This window comes from Serratia grimesii NBRC 13537, from assembly GCF_001590905.1.
Taxonomy (GTDB): domain Bacteria; phylum Pseudomonadota; class Gammaproteobacteria; order Enterobacterales; family Enterobacteriaceae; genus Serratia; species Serratia grimesii.
In genome coordinates, this window is the sequence record NZ_BCTT01000006.1 from 269,577 (window position 1) to 288,647 (window position 19,071).

The 19,071-nt window shown below is 52.1% G+C and carries 21 protein-coding genes; 9 read left to right on the top strand and 12 right to left on the bottom strand.

Features of this window, described 5'->3' with window-relative positions; translation table 11 throughout:
* The first annotated feature begins 6 nt into the window (after positions 1-6).
* Positions 7-1,080, top strand: a complete 1,074-nt coding sequence (locus tag SGR01S_RS07945) for a fimbrial protein (protein ID WP_061807056.1) — start codon at positions 7-9, stop codon at positions 1,078-1,080.
* Positions 1,081-1,166: 86 nt separating this feature from the next.
* On the opposite strand, the gene SGR01S_RS07950 is transcribed toward SGR01S_RS07945, so the two are convergent.
* The 3 genes from SGR01S_RS07950 to SGR01S_RS07960 form a co-directional block, all read right to left on the bottom strand.
* Positions 1,167-1,622 (bottom strand): helix-turn-helix domain-containing protein, encoded by a 456-nt coding sequence (locus SGR01S_RS07950; protein ID WP_061807057.1) that lies wholly within the window; start codon positions 1,620-1,622, stop codon positions 1,167-1,169.
* Positions 1,623-1,823: 201 nt separating this feature from the next.
* A complete protein-coding gene (mqo, locus tag SGR01S_RS07955) occupies positions 1,824-3,401 on the bottom strand; it encodes a malate dehydrogenase (quinone) (RefSeq protein WP_037424576.1) in 1,578 nt (525 codons plus the stop codon).
* Between the two features lie 559 nt (positions 3,402-3,960).
* Positions 3,961-4,800: an NmrA family NAD(P)-binding protein gene (locus SGR01S_RS07960; protein ID WP_061807058.1), complete on the bottom strand. Its 840-nt coding sequence runs from the start codon at positions 4,798-4,800 to the stop codon at positions 3,961-3,963.
* 93 nt (positions 4,801-4,893) lie between these two features.
* On the opposite strand from SGR01S_RS07960, the gene SGR01S_RS07965 reads away from it, so the two are divergent.
* Positions 4,894-5,520, top strand: a complete 627-nt coding sequence (locus SGR01S_RS07965; protein ID WP_235189203.1) for a TetR/AcrR family transcriptional regulator — start codon at positions 4,894-4,896, stop codon at positions 5,518-5,520.
* Here SGR01S_RS07965 and SGR01S_RS07970 read toward each other — a convergent pair.
* The 4 genes from SGR01S_RS07970 to SGR01S_RS07985 all read right to left on the bottom strand — a co-directional run bounded on the left by SGR01S_RS07970 (position 5,517) and on the right by SGR01S_RS07985 (position 9,329).
* Positions 5,517-6,089 carry a GNAT family N-acetyltransferase gene (locus SGR01S_RS07970; RefSeq protein WP_037424580.1) on the bottom strand — a complete coding sequence of 191 codons (573 nt, stop codon included), beginning with the start codon at positions 6,087-6,089 and terminating at the stop codon, positions 5,517-5,519. The genes SGR01S_RS07965 and SGR01S_RS07970 overlap by 4 nt on opposite strands.
* A 223-nt stretch (positions 6,090-6,312) precedes the next feature.
* Positions 6,313-7,740 carry an alkaline phosphatase gene (phoA, locus tag SGR01S_RS07975; protein ID WP_061807059.1) on the bottom strand — a complete coding sequence of 476 codons (1,428 nt, stop codon included), beginning with the start codon at positions 7,738-7,740 and terminating at the stop codon, positions 6,313-6,315.
* Positions 7,741-7,874: 134 nt separating this feature from the next.
* Complete coding sequence (locus SGR01S_RS07980) at positions 7,875-8,582, bottom strand: glutathione S-transferase N-terminal domain-containing protein (protein WP_061807060.1); 708 nt, start codon at positions 8,580-8,582, stop codon at positions 7,875-7,877.
* 63 nt (positions 8,583-8,645) lie between these two features.
* On the bottom strand, positions 8,646-9,329 hold the full coding sequence (locus SGR01S_RS07985; RefSeq protein ID WP_061807061.1) for an ArsR/SmtB family transcription factor: 684 nt from the start codon (positions 9,327-9,329) through the stop codon (positions 8,646-8,648).
* Positions 9,330-9,410: 81 nt separating this feature from the next.
* Here SGR01S_RS07985 and SGR01S_RS07990 point away from each other — a divergent pair, with 81 nt between their 5' ends.
* The 3 genes from SGR01S_RS07990 to SGR01S_RS08000 all read left to right on the top strand — a co-directional run bounded on the left by SGR01S_RS07990 (position 9,411) and on the right by SGR01S_RS08000 (position 11,674).
* Entirely contained in the window at positions 9,411-10,478 is a 1,068-nt protein-coding gene (locus SGR01S_RS07990; protein ID WP_061807062.1) for a cytochrome P450 family protein, read from the top strand.
* Complete coding sequence (locus SGR01S_RS07995) at positions 10,475-10,837, top strand: antibiotic biosynthesis monooxygenase family protein (RefSeq protein ID WP_061807063.1); 363 nt, start codon at positions 10,475-10,477, stop codon at positions 10,835-10,837. Before SGR01S_RS07990 ends, SGR01S_RS07995 begins: the two co-directional genes overlap by 4 nt.
* Positions 10,838-11,182: 345 nt before the next feature.
* Positions 11,183-11,674, top strand: a complete 492-nt coding sequence (locus tag SGR01S_RS08000) for a P-loop nucleotide/nucleoside kinase family protein (RefSeq protein WP_061807064.1) — start codon at positions 11,183-11,185, stop codon at positions 11,672-11,674.
* 52 nt (positions 11,675-11,726) lie between these two features.
* Here the strand turns inward: SGR01S_RS08000 and SGR01S_RS08005 are convergent, their stop codons facing one another.
* The 4 genes from SGR01S_RS08005 to SGR01S_RS08020 all read right to left on the bottom strand — a co-directional run bounded on the left by SGR01S_RS08005 (position 11,727) and on the right by SGR01S_RS08020 (position 13,935).
* Complete coding sequence (locus SGR01S_RS08005; RefSeq protein WP_061807065.1) at positions 11,727-12,233, bottom strand: GNAT family N-acetyltransferase; 507 nt, start codon at positions 12,231-12,233, stop codon at positions 11,727-11,729.
* A gap of 62 nt (positions 12,234-12,295) precedes the next feature.
* On the bottom strand, positions 12,296-12,553 hold the full coding sequence (locus tag SGR01S_RS08010; protein WP_012005965.1) for a YjhX family toxin: 258 nt from the start codon (positions 12,551-12,553) through the stop codon (positions 12,296-12,298).
* A gap of 236 nt (positions 12,554-12,789) precedes the next feature.
* Positions 12,790-13,260: a cyanase gene (cynS, locus tag SGR01S_RS08015; RefSeq protein WP_037424597.1), complete on the bottom strand. Its 471-nt coding sequence runs from the start codon at positions 13,258-13,260 to the stop codon at positions 12,790-12,792.
* Between the two features lie 21 nt (positions 13,261-13,281).
* Entirely contained in the window at positions 13,282-13,935 is a 654-nt protein-coding gene (locus SGR01S_RS08020) for a carbonic anhydrase (protein WP_037424600.1), read from the bottom strand.
* A 114-nt stretch (positions 13,936-14,049) separates the two neighbouring features.
* Here SGR01S_RS08020 and cynR point away from each other — a divergent pair, with 114 nt between their 5' ends.
* Both cynR and mchS3 read left to right on the top strand, forming a co-directional pair.
* Positions 14,050-14,952, top strand: a complete 903-nt coding sequence (gene cynR, locus SGR01S_RS08025) for a transcriptional regulator CynR (RefSeq protein WP_061807066.1) — start codon at positions 14,050-14,052, stop codon at positions 14,950-14,952.
* A gap of 24 nt (positions 14,953-14,976) precedes the next feature.
* On the top strand, positions 14,977-15,393 hold the full coding sequence (gene mchS3 / locus SGR01S_RS08030) for an MchS3 family protein (RefSeq protein ID WP_061807067.1): 417 nt from the start codon (positions 14,977-14,979) through the stop codon (positions 15,391-15,393).
* A gap of 78 nt (positions 15,394-15,471) precedes the next feature.
* On the opposite strand, the gene SGR01S_RS08035 is transcribed toward mchS3, so the two are convergent.
* The gene (locus SGR01S_RS08035) at positions 15,472-16,389 is read right to left on the bottom strand and encodes a LysR family transcriptional regulator (protein WP_061807068.1); all 918 of its coding nucleotides are present in this window, start codon (positions 16,387-16,389) and stop codon (positions 15,472-15,474) included.
* A gap of 91 nt (positions 16,390-16,480) precedes the next feature.
* Between SGR01S_RS08035 and SGR01S_RS08040 the strand changes: the two genes are divergently transcribed.
* Together SGR01S_RS08040 and SGR01S_RS08045 are read left to right on the top strand one after the other, a co-directional pair.
* Positions 16,481-17,290: an isocitrate lyase/PEP mutase family protein gene (locus SGR01S_RS08040; protein ID WP_061807069.1), complete on the top strand. Its 810-nt coding sequence runs from the start codon at positions 16,481-16,483 to the stop codon at positions 17,288-17,290.
* Between the two features lie 183 nt (positions 17,291-17,473).
* Entirely contained in the window at positions 17,474-19,066 is a 1,593-nt protein-coding gene (locus tag SGR01S_RS08045; RefSeq protein WP_073963419.1) for an ABC-F family ATPase, read from the top strand.
* Positions 19,067-19,071: the final 5 nt, after the last annotated feature.

Here is a 19,071-nt window from a genome sequence, read left to right on the forward strand (position 1 = left end):
TGCACCATGAACTTAAGCAAATTCGGACGAAATACACTTCTGTCACTGGTGGGGTTGGCAGGGTTGGCAATGGCACAGCAAGCAGCGGCAATGCAATGCCGCTTCGGTAACTCAACCAGTTCCAGCCGGCCAACCGGCAGCGTCACGCAGGATATCGACGTTGGTCGCCCGATCGTGCTGGCTGCCAGTGACTTTGTTAAAGGCAATTTGATCTGGCGTTCGCAGCCCTTCACGTCCACCTTTACCTGCTGGGATACCGATGGTTACCCGCAGGGGGAACACGCCTATATCTACTGGAATCCGCAAAACGCCTTCGGTGGGTTGGACAAATCACTGGAAATTGGGGTTTCGATCAACGGACGTGACTATGACGCGATCAACCTCAAGCAGAGCTCTAATCGGCCAACCGGCCCTGACCTCGGCCCGGGTACCGTGCGTACCAATGGTAGAAACAAGGCGGCTCCTCAGGCAGTAACAGCGAGCTACTCGGTATACATTAAAGCCACCGGGGTTAAACCACCAGCGGGTAATTTTGCGCCATTGGCGCGTGCTTCATTGTTCCAGATTGACGGTGAACTGGGCCTGAATGCTACCAAAGACAGTAACTTTAACGCCTACATCAAAGGACTGGACAAGATCCGCGTGATTCAGTGTAACCCGCAGATCAGCGTGCTGGCGAATAACGGCGCCAGTGTTGATTTTGGTGTATTGAGCACTACCAGCGCCAAAACGGGGACCGTCGCTAAACAGGTACCCTTTGATATCAAAGCTACCTTGACGGGGGGGGAGTGCGCAGGACAGTCATTGCAGGCAAGTTTTAGCAGCACCAACTCGGATCCTTCAGATAACACGCAGATTTTGCCTACAACCAAACCAGGTGTAGCGATCTTTTTGACCCAGCAGCGTGATACTAATAAGAAGCCGATCCCTTTACAGACCAACGTAGACTTTGGCGGTGTATTACAGGATAAGCAGAACGAAGTGTCTGAAACCTTTATTGCTAACCTGAAATGGCTGACGAATACGCCGACACCAGGGGTATTCAACGCGACGGCTAACGTAGACGTCACGTTCAAATAAATGTCGTTGCAGTAAATAATGCCACCGCTATTAAAACACCAACATGGTGCTTAAAAGAGGTGGCATTTTGCCATTCTATTGATGCCTTATTGGCCCATCCAATTACCACATTTACCATCCAGACATTTACCCGCATACCACAGATGCACCCCCGGTGACTCATGGCGATGCCCGTTCAGTGGTTCTATCGGCTGTGGGGTCATCTCTGCGACATCCCAGCGGGTCGTGCGGCGATATACCGCCGGTGTTTTGCCAAATTGTTTTTTAAACGCGCGTGAAAATGACGGTTGGGAATCGAAATGATATTGCAGGGCGATGTCGAGAATGGGGCGAGGACTTGAACGCAGCGCCTGCGCGGCCTGCGACAGACGGCGTTCGCGGATATAGCTGCCCAACGCATGCCCGGTGGTGGTGCGGAACATCCTTTGTAAGTGCCACTTGGAGTAGCCTGACTTGGCCGCCACGTTGTCTAACAACAGCGGCTGATCAAGATGAGTTTCAATCCAGTCCAGCAAATCATGAATGATATTAACGCGATCCATTGTTTAAGTTCTCCCGCGGGTACGACATTCAGGTCACAGTAGGTAAAGTAATTATCCAAGCTAGTTCTTTGATAATAGGCTGCGCATTCGGGTTACGCAAGTGTTAACTGGGGTGCGAAAGGTAGCGAAAAGTGCTCTTGCAGTGGCGGGGGAATAAAAAAGGCCGCACGAGGCGGCCTTGAGATAAGGGGGAAACGGGTATCAGTTTGTTTCCGGCTTCACTTCGATATAGTCCAACTGCAACACGCTGCTGGTGTAGCCGCGGATCTTGTTGGTCATTTCAATATCGCCGTTCAGCTTGTGGCCGTAGGACGGAATGATTTCTTTCAGCTTGCTCTGCCATTCCGGTGTCGCCACTTTATCTTTGAACACGGTTTCCATCAGATGCAGCATGATCGGTGCGGCAGTAGATGCGCCCGGTGATGCACCCAGCAGGGCGGCAATGCTGCCATCTTTAGCGCTGACCACTTCAGTACCGAACTGCAGCAGGCCGCCTTTTTCATCATCTTTCTTGATGATTTGTACACGTTGGCCGGCAGTCCACAGCTTCCAGTCCGCCTGTTTGGCTTCAGGGAAATACTCTTTTAGCGCAGCGAAACGGTCGTCGTCGTTCATCATCAACTGACCCACCAGATATTTCACCAGGTCGAAGTTATCCAGACCGACGTGAGTCATTGGCATCAGGTTGGAGGTGCTCAGGGAATGCAGCAGATCAAACAGTGAACCGTTTTTCAGGAACTTGCCGGAGAAAGTGGCGAATGGCCCGAACAGCAGGACGCGTTTGCCATCCAGCATGCGGGTATCCAGGTGTGGAACCGACATCGGTGGTGAACCTACGCTGGCCAGGCCATAAACCTTGGCCAAATGCTGGTTAGCAATTTCCGGGTTGGTGGTAACCAGGAACTGACCGCCGACCGGGAAGGCGCCGTAACCTTCGGCTTCAGGAATGCCGGTTTTCTGCAGCAGCGTCAGTGAAGCACCACCTGCGCCGATAAACACGAACTTGGCGTTAACGGTGGTTTCTTTACCGTCGCGGTTCAAGTCGGCCACGGTTACGCGCCAGGTGTTGTCGGCGTTACGTTTGATATCACGCACTTCATGGCTCAGGTTCAGCTTGAAGTTTGGATTTTTGGTCAGCGTATCCACCAATTGATGGGTGATCACGCCAAAGTTGACGTCGGTACCCAGTGGCATGCGGGTCGCAGCAATTTTTTGCTTCGGATCGCGACCGTCCATCACCAGTGGTGCCCACTGTTTAATTTGGTTGGCGTCTTCTGAGTACTCCATACCACGGAACAGGGTGCTATGTTGCAGCGCCGCATAGCGTTTGCGCAGGAAGTTGACGTTATCGTCACCCCAAACAAAGCTCATGTGTGGCACGCTGTTAATAAAGGATTTTGGATCTTTCAGGACATTATTTTTCACCTGATAAGACCAGAATTGACGAGAGATTTCAAAAGACTCGTTCACCACCACGGCTTTGCTGATATCAATGGTGCCGTCTTTTTTCTCTGGGGTGTAATTCATTTCAGCGAAAGCTGAGTGGCCTGTCCCGGCGTTATTCCAGCCGTTGGAGCTCTCTTCTGCCACGCCGTTCATACGTTCGTACATGTCGATGGACCAGTTTGGCTCCAACTCATGCAGGTAAGTCCCCAGCGTGGCGCTCATGATGCCGCCGCCAATCAGTACCACATCAACGGTCTTATTCTCTTCTGCTGCGGCCTGTTGCGTGACGCCAAACAGGTTCAGACAGAAAATCAGGACGAGTAATTTTTTCATTTAATCAAATCTCTTGTGTGTATACCCGTCGCCTTTCAAGTTGCAGCGTTGTTACCTGCACTCGCTCACCCCAGTTACTTACTGAAGTAAGCGCCTGGAGATGAGCGAGCTGGGCGCCTGGCCGCAACTTGAAATTCATAGGGTATAAATTCTATTCATTGCAGGTGAAAGAATTTATTGGGAGCTACCCTGGAAATAAGTAAAACTAACCCGCCCGGCAAAGCCGAGTCGCAGTGATAATGTCTTTTTGTTAATCGTTTTTTTAACGAAAAGTAGATTATTACAGGCTGTCTGGGGACAGGTTGTTCAACTCTGGTTACTGAGGGGATATTATTGTTTGCAATATTGTTAAAAACTACTTTTGTAATTAAAAAAAGCGGATTAAAGGCAGGAATAATTCATTTATTATTTTTATCTAAATATAACCGCTATATTTGCAGGGTTTAATTGTCGCTGATTTAAACGATATTCCGTTATCACACAATATTTATGGAATAATGACAATCGGCTTTCGGTAACAAAAAGAAAATGGCCGCTCTACATGCCGGCCATGAGTAGGCTAACGTGGTTGCCACACGCCGCTGTTGAGAGTGTCGGCAATGTAGGCACTGAAATCACGCGGCGTACGGCCCAGACTCTGCTGAATGCCTTCGGTCACGGAAGCGTTGCGTCCGTCCAATACCGTGCTAAATAGATATTCCAGTAGCGTGACCATTTCCGCCGGCAGTTGCGCTTCTCGCAGGTAACCGACGTAATCTGCGACAGGTACTTGCTGGTAGTGAATCTCACGCCCGCTGGCAAGGGCTATTTCGCCAACGGCCTGTGCAAAGGTCATCAAACGCGGGCCGCTCAACTCATACAGCGTATTGCTGTGACCAGGCTGGGTGAGGGCCGCGACAGCAGCGTCGGCGATATCTTCTGCATCAATAAAGGGTTCGGGGATCTCGCCAGGTGGCAAATAGACCTGGCCATTTAACAGGTCGTCGAGAATAAAACTCTCACTGAAGTTTTGCATAAACCAACTGGCGCGCAACACCGTCCAATCCACACCGCTGTTTTTAACCACGTCTTCCGCTTGGTGGGCTTCGTCTTCACCGCGGCCACTAAGCAGCACAATTTTTTGCACACCGCTGTTTACCGCCTGCCGACAAAAGCGCTCCACGGTATCGATAGCGCCGGGTACGGCAAGATCGGGTTGGAAACTGAGGTACAGCTTTTTCACACCTTGTAAGGCCGGTTGCCAGGTGGTGTTATTTTGCCAGTCAAAAGGAAGAGTTGCACTACGATGCCCGGCCCGTACGGGGATCCCCAGCTGTTGTAACCGTGTTGCCACACGGCTGCCAGTTTTCCCGGTAGCGCCTAAAACCAGAATTGGTGACTCGTTTTGGTTGTTGTTCATGGTGTCGCTCCAAATGTGAGTATTACTCATGTTTTGTAAATATGATAAACCCTCGTATTATTGTCAAGGCAGTTTTTGTTCAAAGGACGACGCATGATGAATGATAAGCAAAAAAAATCGCCCGCACTGCGGCGTAAACCCAGCCAAACGCGTAGCCGGGAAAAGGTAAAATTGATTCTTGATTGTGCGACGGCACTGATAGCCGCGCAGGGCAGCGATGCGATGCGTATGAGTGAAGTGGCGCAGAATGCCGGTATTTCTATCGGGGCGCTGTATCAGTATTTCCCGGATAAAACGGCGATCGTCCGCGTGTTGGCACAACGCTATAACCAAGAAGCGCGTGAATGTATTGAACAGGGGCTCGTTCAGGTCCAGACGTTACCCCAGTTAATCGAAGCATTTAACTGCCTGATCGATGAATATTATGCGTTGTTTATGGCTGAACCGGTCATGCGGGATATCTGGGCGGCGACTCAGGCCAACAAAACCCTGCGTGAAGAGGAAGTGACGGAAAGCCGGCTGAACGGCGCATTGCTGGCAGCGGCAATACGTCGGCTGCGGCCACAAGCGGATCCCGCATCGGTTGAAAATGCGGCCTTCTTGCTGATGCATTTGGGGGAAGCCACAATGCGGCTGGCGGTGAGTACCGGCCCAGATGAGGGCCGTGATTTGGTGGCGAGTTATAAACAGATGGCAGCAAAGATGCTGGCAGATGCCTAAAGGTTGTCTTGTGCCAATGCCTGATTCCACTCTTCATTCAGCATTGCATAAATCAGCTCATCGCCCCATTCGCCGTTGAAGCGATCATTTTGTCGCAGGTGTGCTTCTTTACGCATACCCAAACGTTCAACCACGCCGATCGACCCGCAATTAGCGGCATCGAGACGGGCAAAAATGCGGTGAAAACCCACTTGGCTAAACCCACGTTCCAGGACTGACCGCACTGCCTCAATGGCATAGCCCTTACCCGCGTAGGCTGGGTTGAAGATATAGCCGATCTCCCCTTGTAACGCGGCGCGATTAGCCAGCTTTAACAGGACTTCACCGATCAGATCGCCACTGTCTTTCAAAGTGACGGCACAATAAAAAACGTCGCCGTCTTTGCTGAAACGCGAAGCTACCGCTTCGGTAAGCAAGTCAGTGAGTTGCATGTCGTTGGGTGTTGGTGCGTACAGATAACGATAGACCTCTGGCAAGCGATGGTAAGTTGCATAGGCATCGAGATCGGCAGGCGTAAAGCGGCGTAGTTGCAAGCGTTCAGTAGCGAAGGGCAAAGTAATCAAATTCAAAAGCTGGTCCTTATTTTTTGGCCGGCTCATACTGGTTTTTTTAACAGGCTGGGAAATAATAAACTGATTAGCATAAATAAACGCAGTAACGCCATGAAGAGCCTTTCTCGAAAGCGAAAGCGTTCTTCAATATAGCAGTTGCCTGCTGTTTATAAAGGGTAAAAACGCTATTCATCCCAGGAGCACCAGGCGATGAACAGCGTTTGGATTTCTGACTATTAACTTACTTAATCGCCATAGCGTCACGCATGGTATAGAACAGATCAGTTTGATCGGTCAGTCCAACCACGTTGGCGGCATGCGGGCCGTAGGCAGCAACCCGTAATTGTGTGCCGGTGTGTCCCTGAGAATCTTCTTCTGAATTACCGTAGCTGATGGTCATTGGTGCACCATCTTTGGTGGTCAGCATTTGCGTCAGACCAGGCGCCTTGGCATCGGCAGCGATAATCTGGCTGGAGTGGGCATGGTCAGCGGTAACGATCACCAGGGTATTGCCATCGGCACGGGCGAATTCCAGCGCTTTCTGTACTGCTTCATCCAAATCGACAGTTTCACCAAATTGACCGCATGGGTTGGCGGCATGATCCTGCTTGTCGATCGATGCCCCTTCAACCTGCAAGAAAAAACCGTTTTGATTGGTTTTCAGCAGGTCGATTGCTTTTTCAGTCATGGCTGCCAGCGTTGGGATATCCGCAGTACGTGTCGGATTGTTCTCGCAGGTTACCGCAGGTTTGTCGATATTGCCGTGGTAAGTGGCTTTTGGCCCTTGCCAGCGAACGGGCATATTACCTGCGGCAAACAGCCCCAGAAGAGGTTTTTGCTGATTAGCCACGTTGACGGCGTTCAGGGCATCAAGGTTTTCGACCCACTGATAACCGAGAGCAGTTGCTTGGTCTTTCAGCGATTTTCCTTGCCATTCGCCGCTTTTCGCTAGCTGATTAAAGGATTTGGCACCCCCACCCAATGTGACGTCGGCGCGGGCTTTGAGTAACTGCTCAGTGATGGAACCGCGACCGCCGTTTTCCAGCGCGTTGGTTGCACATTTTTCACTGGTCTCTTCCGGGCCGTAGCATTTACGCGAGGTGACGTGAGAAATTTGTGCTGCCGGCGTCGCATCCTGCAGCTCGGCAGTGGAGACGTTACCGGTGGCTTTACCCGCAGCTTTGGCGATCTCTAACAGTGTCGGCTGGTCTTTACCGTTGACGTCGACGCCGAGTGCACCGTTATAGGTTTTAACGCCGCTTGACCATGCAGTCGCTGAGGCGGCGGAGTCGGTAACATAATCTGGCTTATGGGTTTTTTTATCGAGCGAGTAATGGGTGTATTGGCCGGTCAGCGGCAGGGCATCGATACCCTTAAAATAACCGCCGGCACCTTCGGCATAGTTACGTGCCGAAGTAATTTCCGAATCGCCCATGCCATCGCCGATCAGCAAAATCACGTTTTTGGCTGTTTTGTTAGACAGTGACGCTTTTAGCGCAGCGGTTTGATCGCCGTTCAGTCGGCGTGCGCCGCCGGGTTCGACGATGTCGCCGCGTGCTGCACGTTCGGAAAGGCTTGCGGTATTGACAGAAGTGTCATCGGCGAAGGCGGTGGAACATAATAAGGCGGATAATACGGCACCGGCGATCAGGGAAACGGATTGCTGCATGGGGAAAGCTCCTTGTCGTAATATAACAACATAAATAGCATCAATTTGTTACGCAGGGAGAGTAGTGCAGGGGTGTGACATTTTTATGACGGTTGTGAGAATGGGATAACCGGGCGGCTATCCCAGGCAATAAACTACGCGTTACGGGCGGGAATATTCAAACCACGCTGCACTGCTGGACGTGCCAGGCCGCGTTCCAGCCATTGTCCCACGCGAGGGAAGCTGTCGAACTCAACCAGCTCGCGGGCTTCGTAGAAGCCGATCAGATTACGCACCCAACCCAGAAGTGAAATGTCAGCGATGGTGTAATCTTGGCCCATGATCCAATCGCGGCCTTCAAGTCGGCTTTCCAGCACGCCGAGCAGGCGTTTGGATTCATTTTTATAGCGTTCTAATGGGCGTTTATCCTCATATTCACGACCGGCGAATTTGTGGAAGAAACCGAGCTGACCAAACATTGGGCCGACCGCCGCCATCTGGAAAAATACCCACTGGATAGTTTCATAACGTAGGGCGGGATCCTGTGGTAGAAACTTCCCGGTTTTTTCCGCCAGATATAACAGGATGGCACCGGATTCAAACAGGGCCAGTGGTTTGCCATCAGGGCCATCGGGATCGATGATCGACGGGATTTTGCCGTTCGGATTCAGCGACAGAAACTCCGGTGTCCAGGTTTCGTTCTTGCCGATATCGATCAGGTGCGGCTCATAAGGCAGACCTATCTCTTCCAACATGATGGAAACCTTTACGCCGTTGGGCGTCGGCAGAGAGTAAAGTTGCAGCCTTTCCGGATGCTGGGCGGGCCAGCGTTTGACGATCGGGAATTGGGTTTGATCGATCATGAAGAGTCCTCGGGTTGACGGTGTGCTTTCTCAGTATTGCAGCAAAGCTAACGCGGCGCAGGGTTAAAGCGTGATATCAAAATGTGCTTTCAGTACTTTTTTACCGGTGGGGGTGAGTTGCAACTCGCGACTATCGAGTTGGCGTCGGATCCAACTGCGTTCGATAAATGTATTGAGCAGCGCCGCGCCAAGTGCACCACCAAGGTGAGCTTTACGTTCGCTCCAGTCCAGACAGCCGCAGGCGAATCGTCGTCGCGAAAGAGCCGCAGAACAGTCAACGCCCAACTGAGTTAAAGCCGTACGGCCCATATCACTTAACCGGTAATTTTCGTCGCCCTCCAGCCAGCGTAACTGGTGCAAACGGTCATGCAGTTTTACCGCGATTTCACCCGCCATATGGTCATAACAGGTACGGGCGAACTGTAGGGATATTGGGGTACTGCTTTTTACGATAGGCTTTTCGACACCGGCCAGCGCCATCAGCGTTTCCAGCGCAGCCGCCACAGCCGGTCCGGTCAGGCGGAAATAGCGATAGCGCCCCTGTTTGATACATACGATCAATCGCTGTTCCAGCAAGCGAGCCAGATGCCCGCTGGCGGTAGAGGCCGCCACCTCAACCGCAGCGCTGAGCTCGGTTGCGGTATAGGCGCGTCCATCCATCAGCAGGCACAGCATGCGTGCCCGGGTGCGGTCGGCAATTGCGGCGGTCAGCGCCGCCAGGCGATCTTCAATATCGATGTTATTCATACTTCGAGCTTAGGCGAAGTATGGCTGTCAGTCTAGCGCTAGGATGTGTCCTCACACTGGCTTAGCCTGATGGAGAACATCATGACAGTTTGTCCTTATACCCGTGCCATCTCTGCCGTCACGGCTGATGATCCACTTGCGGATTATTTACAGATGGCACCGATGGCGTTTCAGTCGAGTTTGAAGAGTTGGGTTGTGGCTTCCCCGGTAGCAGTGCGAGACGTGCTGCACAATGCCGACTTTGGGGTGCGTCCTGCACATGAACCCATACCCGCCGCTTTATTAAACACACCAGCGCAGCCTATTTTTGGTGCGCTGGTACGCATGCAGGATGGTGAACAACATCTCAAACTGAAAGTGGCCATCCAGCAAACGTTAGCTACGTTTGATGCCACGCTGATCCAGCAAACCGCATGGGACGTAGCGCAAAAATTAATGCCTTCCCCACCGTCAGACGCACTTCAAATTACCCGTTTCAACTATGCGCTACCGGTTTGTGTTATTGCCGCGCTTCTGGGCGCCCCTGCGGAGGCTTGGCCGGCGTTAGTCGATGACATACTGGATTTTTCTCGTTGCATTGCGCCGGGTGGCAGTGAACAACAGGTTGAACGTGGGATCTTGGCCGGGCGGCGCCTGTCAGTACATCTGGCAGAAAGTAGTGGGCCGTTATGGTTAGGTTTACAGCAGACATGCACGACACAAGGTATTGACGGTCAGGTAGTCATGTCCAATGCCATTGGGTTGATGTTTCAGGCATGTGAAGGAACCGCCGGCTTGATCGGACAGGCATTGCTGCTGATGCGGAGCCAACCGGGGAACGCACAGGAACTGATTGAGAAAGTCCTGTCCGACACCCCCTCGATTCAGAACACCCGTCGTTTTGCGCTCAGGGATACGCGAGTTGCGGGATGCCCGATATTGGCTGGACAGAGCGTCTTGGTATTGTTGTGCGCAGGGGGGGAAAGTTTTGCTTTTGGTGAGGGCGCACATCGTTGTCCAGGAGCAGATTGGGCGAAAATTATCGCGCAGTGCGGCATTGAACATTTATCCGGATTGAGTATTGATCTACAGATGTTGAACAACGTCCATTGGCGGTCTTCGCAAAACGCACGAGTACCTGAATTTACCTCTGGCAGGAGCGCATTATGATTGCCGTTATTTTTGAATTACAGGCTGCCGATGGGCAGCGTGAAACCTATCTTAATTTGGCTGCTGAGTTGAAGCCGCTTCTGGCGGAGATTGACGGGTTTATTTCCATTGAACGTTTTCAAAGTCTGGCCGATCCGCAGCGGTTGCTGTCGCTTTCCTTCTGGCGGGATGAGGAAGCAGTTCAACAGTGGCGGAACATCGAAAAGCACCGAGCTGCACAGGCACGTGGCCGCCATGACGTGTTGGCGCACTATCGCCTGCGGGTGGCCGAAGTGGTGCGCGACTATGGTCTGGATCAGCGAGAACAGGCCCCTCAGGACAGTCGCGGCTATCACGTCGGTTCAGAAAAACCCGCCTAAGTGGGCTATCAGGGCGCCATTTTTGGCTTGGCTGTCGACGTTCATCGTGCCAGCGTAGTTTGCACCTATACCCCAGTACCTCAGCTTGCGCGATGTTCAGCATAGAGTAAGGCTGTGTGCCTATTTATTCGTGAAACCCGGTGCGCTAAGCGCGTTTCATTTGGCCGTTGACAGCGTTATCCTTTTATCTTAATGATAACGGATGAACAGAAGCCTTTTTTCATTCGCGCAGATTATTATCACCATTCTCAGAGTGGTGGGATAGCGCGTCTGTTTTAAGCGAAACCCCGCCAGTCAGGCGGGGCAAAAACGTCCTCCGACTGGCAATATCCTCAGGAGGAAGTTATGAAGAATCATCCCCCCGCAGTTTTGCACTTGATGTGTGGTAAAGCTGGTTCCGGCAAGTCGACATTGGCCAATAGCCTCGCACAACAGCCCCATACATTGTTGCTGGTTGAAGACAGTTGGCTGGCGACGCTGTATGAACAACAGATGGAGACTCTGCAAGACTACGTTCGTTATTCAGCCCGGCTACGCGAAGTTTTGAGCGAGCATATTGTGCAGCTGTTGCGTAATGGGCTGTCGGTGGTGCTGGATTTCCCAATGAATACGCCGGATCGCCGGTTGTGGGCCCGACAATTGGCCGAGCAAGCTGGCATTGAGCATTGCCTGCATTTTTTGGATGTTAGCAACACGCAGTGTAAGGACCGGATAAAAATCAGAAATGAGCGAGGTGACCATCCCTTTGTGTTAACCGAAGAGGCATTTGATCTGCTCACTCAATACTTTGTTGTTCCCACTGAAGAAGAGCGTTTGACCATTGCCCGATATGCCTGAGAACCGGAGCGAAGGCAGGCCTAATTAGGCACTGCCTTCTTCAATATTATGATTATGCCGTTGCGTCAAACGCAGAGTGGAAAGCGACCTCACCACCAGGTAGCGTGCCGTCGAATGCAATTACCTGGAAATATTCTGCTGGGATACCCGGTAATATCAGGCCGTCCTGTGCCTTGAAACCAAAGCGTCCATAGTAATCAGGGTTGCCCAGTACCACACAGCCTGCACCGCCGATATCGCGAAGTTGGGCCAGTAACTGACGGATCAACTCACTGCCTACGCCTTGATTTTGCTTCTCCGGTAACACCGAAACCGGTGCCAGCCCGTACCAGCCTTGTGCGCCGTCGCTGACCGTTACCGGTGATAAGGAAGCGTGACCAATCAGTCGGCCATGCTGCTCGGCAACCAAAGACAGAGAAAGTGCACCGGCACGGCGCAACGCGTTGACGATAAACTGCTCGGTATGACTACTGTGTTCTGCATCCATAAATGCTGCCGTGGTCAGGGCTTCGATGGCTCGGATGTCTGTCGATGTTTCATGACGGATAATAAAAGTCATAGTGGTATCCAAATAAATACGTGTGAAACCGGCCGAAGCATACGCCCGGCCGATAAAAATGATTAGCGGTTATCCAATTGCGCGCGTACGGCCTTAAGCCCGTCGATAGTGACGCGATAAGGGCGTCCCTGGCGGGAAAGGATCAGGCGCTTGGTTTTGAGCTTGGTGAAGACGGCCAGAGAACAATCGGCCAGACCTAACCCTTCGCGGGTTAAGCATTGAACGTGGGTCACACGACCCGCGTCATCACGGGTGAATGCGATATAGCCGCCTTTGGCCAACACGTGCAGCACGCGTTGTTCCGCTTTGGAAATGTTCATGTTGGAAAATCCTGCAGTAAACCCAGATACGCGTATCCCCACGCAAATGCGTGTCAGATACGTCAGAATCCCCCTGCCAAAACGGCAAGGAAATGACTATCGGGTGACTACAATCTCCAACATACAGGCCTCGGGTAGTGATAAACGCCAGAAAGGCGTTAAAGCGCAGTTAATTTAGCCAAAGGTGATTGGGTTGTCAATTTGCCGATGGCGTTGAGGCCATCGGCAATGGGCTATCAGAAAGGCTTGGTCGGCAGGTATTTACCGTCCAGGGTGATCACCGCGCGTTCGCCACCGTCCGGATCCGGCACTTTTTTGATATCCAGTTTGAAGTTAATCGCGCTGATAATGCCGTCGCCAAACTGCTCATGTACCAGTGCTTTCAGCGTGGAACCGTAAATTTGCACCATTTCGTAAAAGCGATAAATGGTCGGATCGGTCGGTACACCGCCAGGGATGCTGCCGCGTAGCGGAATGGTTTGCAGCAGACGCACGGCGTCTTCGTCCAGATCAAGCTTAGCGGCAACAACGCGGGCAGCTTGTTCTGGTAGCGGATGCTGGCCCAGCAGTGCCGCGGTGACAAACGCCAAACTCAGGCCAGTACCTTCATTAATCGCTTCGAAGGTCAGATTTTTGCGGATCTTAGCGTCCATAATGATGTCGGTTAAGGCTTCGCGTGAAGATGAGTGATGCAGTGACTGTGTCATATTGTCTCCTTAATAATGAAATTAAAAACGTGGTACGGCAGGGGTTGCCGTGACATCAGGATTAGTGGCCAGTGGAATAAAACGACGGGTTTCACCGTCCAGCGCTTCAATGCAACCGCTGGCGATGTCATAAACCCAGCCGTGCAGTTTCAATCGCCCTTGTTCAAGCGCCAGGGCAACGGACGGATGGGTTTTAATATTGGTCAACTGTGCGATGACGTTTTCACGTACCATCGAACTGACGCGCTCCTCCTTGGATATGTGCTGATACGCCTGATTTACCGCCTTGGCGGAATCGGCATAGCGCAGCCAGTTAGCCACGGTTGGCATATGATCCAGGCACTGGCAAGTAGCAATCGCAGTCATCGCACCACAGTCGGAATGCCCGCAGATCACGATATCTTCCACTTCGAGTGCAGAGACGGCATATTCCACCGATGCGCAGACGCCACCGGGCTCTGGACCAAATGAAGGCACAATATTGCCGGCATTACGGATCACAAACAGGTCGCCAGGTTCTCGCTGGGTAATCAGTTCTGGCACCAGACGGCTGTCAGAACATGAGATAAACAGGGTGCGTGGGCTTTGTTGAGTAGCCAATTGCTGGAACAATGCCGTACGTTCGACGAATGCTTCGCGCTGGAACTTCAGAAAACCCTCGATCACTTCTTTCATAATTTCTCCATCGGGTTGCTGTTAAGCGATGGATGTATCTTGCGCTGTGCTAGCTATAGGGTCTAAGACCCATTTATAATGATAGTCATAGGAATTACTAATAGTAGGTGCGCTATGTTGTTACGACATATCCGTTATTTTCTTGCTGTAGCCGAGCAGGGCAATTTCACCCGCGCGGCCGAAGCCTTGCATGTCTCACAGCCGACGTTATCGCAGCAAATCAAACAGTTGGAAGAGCAACTTGGCACACCCCTGTTTGATCGCAGTGGCCGTGCGGTGCGTTTGACCGACGCTGGCGTTGCCTGGATGCGTTATGCCCGACTGGCATTGCAAGATCTGGAAGCGGGAACGCGGGCAATTCACGATGTGGCGACATTGGAACGCGGCAGCCTGCGGTTAGCGATGACGCCAACGTTTACTGCCTATTTGGTTGGTCCGGTTATTGATGCTTTTTATCAGCGCCATCCGGGGATATCGTTGAGTATTCAAGAGTTGACGCAGGACAGAATCGAGGCGTTGTTGGCGGAGGACCGACTGGATCTGGGCATAGCTTTCGGCCAGGCACAATCGACGGATATTACGGCTGAAGACCTATTTAGTGAGTCCTTGGAGATGATGGTGGGTGTTAACCACCCCCTGGCCCAACAGCAACACCCTTTGACGGCGGAAGAGTTTGGCCGGCAACCCCTTGCGTTGCTGAGCGAGGATTTCGCGACCCGCCAGTTTATCGACAGTTATTGCCGTCAGCAGGGTATCCGGCCACAGGTGGCCGTTGAGGCCAATGCTATTGGCGCTATCGTTGAAATTGTACGCCGCGGTCAGCTCGCCACTGTGTTACCCGCGGCGATTTCCCAGGCAAATCCGCAGTTGCGCTCAGTGCCGTTGAATAGCGCGATGCCTGCTCGTCGGGCGGTATTGTTGCAACGGAAAGACGCGTACCGCAGTGCGGCATTGCGGGCATTTGTGACTGTTTTGCATCAGCAGGATTTGATGTCGGCACATTCCAACCCGGTATAAAACCGGTTGAATAGGGAGACTTTTATGAAAATGATTTTTCGCGTTGTGGCTTTGCTTGTTGTTTCTTTCTGTTCCCTCAACGCTTACACCGCTGAGCAAAGCAGTGAAGAGACAGAAAATGTTTTATCCAAAGTCAGCAATTTCTCTTTGGGAATGAATGGGTTTGTTGGCATTGGCAGCGTTGGCGAAACCGAGTTAATAAAAATCCTGACCTATCAGGATGCGGGAGCCATTTTCTTGCGTATTGCCAAAAAACCGCAGGCAACGCCAGAAGCGAAACTTTATGCCGCCTGTGGCTTAAAAAAGCTAAATAACAACGACGGCGAAGCCGATTTTACCCAAGAGTGGGATAAACCGGTTTCGGTATTGAAAGGGGATGTTTTAAGGACAGAAAAGTTTAAAGATGTTTATTTCAGTATCTTAAAACATGGCTGCTGGTGATTTCGTTAGTGCAGAAAGCACATTGGCACAGGATTCCCCGCCAGATGGATAATACCGGGTTGGCGGTATCCGGTTCTGTCACCTAATTATGGCGCTTTGCAGACAAGGTTCCTGCTGCCAGCGGTGGCTCAGAAATTCGACCAACGCCCGAGCCGCTGGCCCCACAGGCCCCGGTGGATAAACGGAATAAACCCCTGTCTCTCTACCCGTCCATTGCGGCAACACCTGCACCAACTGACCCAAACTGATGGCGTCAGCCATGGTAGCTGCGGAATGAAACGCGATACCTTGTCCATCGAGACAAAACTGTTTAACTGCATCACTGTTGTCTGCACGCATCCTGCCCTTGGGGCGAAAAAGGGTTTCGCCTTCAGGGCCAAACAGGCGCCAATTATCACCGTCGTGGCTCGCGGTAGAAACCAGACACTCGTGCCATTGCAACTCCTTCAGGGTTTCCGGTATACCACGCTGCTGCAGGTAGTTCGGCGCGGCAACAAGAATGCGCCGATTATTGAGCAACTTGCGTGCTACAAGGCTCGAGTCTGGCAGGCGGCCGATACGGATTGCCACGGCTACGTGTTCTGCGACTATGTCGACATAACGGTCAGTCATCAGCAGGTCTATCCGTAATTTTGGATAGTGCATCATAAAGGCTGACAGGTGCGGCGCGACGTGAAGGCGACCAAAGGACAGAGAAGTACTAACCCGCAGTGTTCCCCGAGGCTGGTTTTGCTCATCGCGCATACGTTCATATGCTATGTGCAATTGCTCAAGTGCGGCACTGCAATCGGTAAAGTAACGCTGGCCAGCATCGGTCAGCGACATGGCCCGAGTGGTGCGATTGATCAGCAGCATATCAACCTGCAGCTCAAGTTTTTTGACCAGGCGACTAATCGCCGAAGGGGTCATATTGAGCCTTTGTGCCGCCTTGGCGAAGCTTTGGTGTTCCGCCACAGTGACAAAGACTTTCACCAGATGCAGGGAAGGTTCTTCCATTCGTTCTCCTGAGGAATGAATATCTGAAATTCGCGGCTATTATCATCCAGATTGACGATGGTTAGAATGCGTTTTTTCTTGGGAGAATTTTATGGACCTCAACAGTAACGCCACCATTTTTGCCAATTTACACCGCCAGCGACATCCCTTGCGTCTGCCCAATGCCTGGGATGCCGGCAGTGCATTATTGATTGAAAGCCTCGGTGCGGCGGCGATCGCGACTACCAGCGCCGGTGTTGCCTGGTCACTTGGCTACCGCGACGGGGATCAGTTGCCGTTGGAACCCCATCTGGCGAGCATAGCGGCAATAGCCCGGGTGATTAAAGTGCCGCTCAGTGTCGACATTGAAGGCGGCTATGCCACGCATGAACATAGCTTCGAAAATGTAGTAGCCCGCTTTATTGATGTTGGTGCGGTTGGCATCAATATTCAGGATGGTGCAGGCTCCCCGCAAATACTGTGCGAAAAAATTAGTCAGGCGCGTAGTGTGGCGGAACGCTTGGGCGTCAAACTGTATATTAATGCCCGAACGGATGTTTATGCGCGTAATCTGACTTCTGCCGCCAAGCGGATGGATGAGACGCTGTTGCGAGCAAAACTTTATCGCGACGCCGGAGCCGACGGTCTGTTCGTTCTGGGGGTGACAGATCCGGAAGCGATCCGTCAGATTGCCGGCAATACTGATCTGTTACTCAACGTAATCACCTGGCCTGGTCTTCTGCCCGCCGACAGGCTGGCTGAACTTGGCGTTCGGCGAGTGAGTGTTGGTTCATGGATCCCGCAAACGCTGTGGGCAAGCACTATCAAATTAGCCGCGGGCTTTTTGGCTGACGGCAACTCAGAGCCGTTATTCACAGATGCGGCATCTTATGCGGATATCAACGGTCATTTTCCGGATTAACCCGCTTGTCTGTCGGGTGGGGGTTACCGCATCCGACCGTTCTGGCAAACAATCTGCTTGCCTGGCTTCCACCACCGCCGCATCTTTGCTCAAATTGTCACCGAAACTTCCCGCGATCTCTTATCCCCGTTATGGCATAATGCGCGCCAAATCACATTCCCAATGATATGAAGAGCGAGCGCTGTGTTAAGCACTAACAACATCACTATGCAGTTTGGCAGTAAGCCGCTGTTTGAAAACATCTCCGTCAAGTTTGGCGGCGGTAACCGTTATGGTTTGATCGGGGCCAACGGCTGCGGTAAATCCACCTTTATGAAAATCCTGGGTGGCGATCTGGTACCGAGCGGCGGCAACGTGTTCCTCGACCCGAACGAGCGTCTGGGTAAACTGCGTCAGGATCAGTTCGCTTTTGAGCAATACAGCGTGCTGGACACCGTTATCATGGGCCACCATGAACTGTGGGCAGTGAAAGAAGAGCGTGACCGTATTTACGCGATGGCCGAAATGAGCGAAGAAGACGGCTATAAAGTGGCCGATCTGGAAGTGGCTTACGGCGAAATGGACGGTTACACTGCCGAAGCGCGTGCCGGCGAACTGTTGCTCGGTGTAGGCATTCCGGTTGAACAGCATTACGGCCCAATGAGCGAAATTGCACCGGGCTTCAAGCTGCGTGTATTGCTGGCACAGGCGCTGTTCTCCGATCCGGAAATCTTGCTACTCGATGAACCGACGAACAACCTGGACATCGATACTATTCGTTGGCTGGAGCAGGTGCTGAACGAACGTAACAGCACCATGGTTATCATTTCGCACGACCGTCACTTCCTGAACATGGTGTGTACTCACATGGCGGATCTGGATTACGGCGAACTGCGTGTCTATCCAGGCAACTACGACGAATACATGACGGCGGCGACTCAGTCGCGTGAACGTCTGATGGCGGATAACGCGAAGAAAAAGGCACAGATTAACGAACTGCAATCGTTCGTGAGCCGCTTTAGCGCCAACGCCTCCAAATCAAAACAAGCAACTTCACGTGCCCGCCAGATAGACAAAATCCAGCTGGAAGAAGTGAAGGCGTCAAGCCGTCAGAACCCGTTCATCCGTTTCGATCAGGACAAGAAACTGTTCCGTAACGCCTTGGAAGTCGAAGCATTGACCAAAGGCTTCGACAACGGTCCACTGTTCAGCAAGCTTAACCTGATGGTTGAAGTCGGCGAAAAAGTCGCGGTATTGGGTCCGAACGGTATTGGTAAGTCTACCTTGCTGAAAACGTTGGTTGGCGATTCACAGCCGGACAGCGGCAGCGTGAAATGGTCTGAAAACGCCAAGATCGGTTACTACGCACAGGATCACGAATACGAGTTCGATGACACCCTGACGGTATTTGACTGGATGAGCCAGTGGAAACAGGAAAAAGACGACGAGCAAGCGGTGCGTAGCGTGCTGGGTCGTTTGCTGTTCAGCCAGGACGATATCAAGAAGAAAGTGAAGGTGTTGTCTGGTGGTGAGAAGGGCCGCATGTTGTTCGGTAAGCTGATGATGCAGCGCCCTAACATCCTGATTATGGATGAACCGACGAACCACCTGGACATGGAATCCATCGAGTCGCTGAACATGGCGTTGGAAATGTATGAAGGCACCTTGATCTTCGTTTCCCACGACCGCGAATTCGTTAGCTCGTTGGCAACCCGCGTGCTGGAAATGACACCGACCAAGGTGATCGACTTTACCGGCAACTACGAAGACTACCTGCGTAGCCAGGGTATCGTATAACTCTC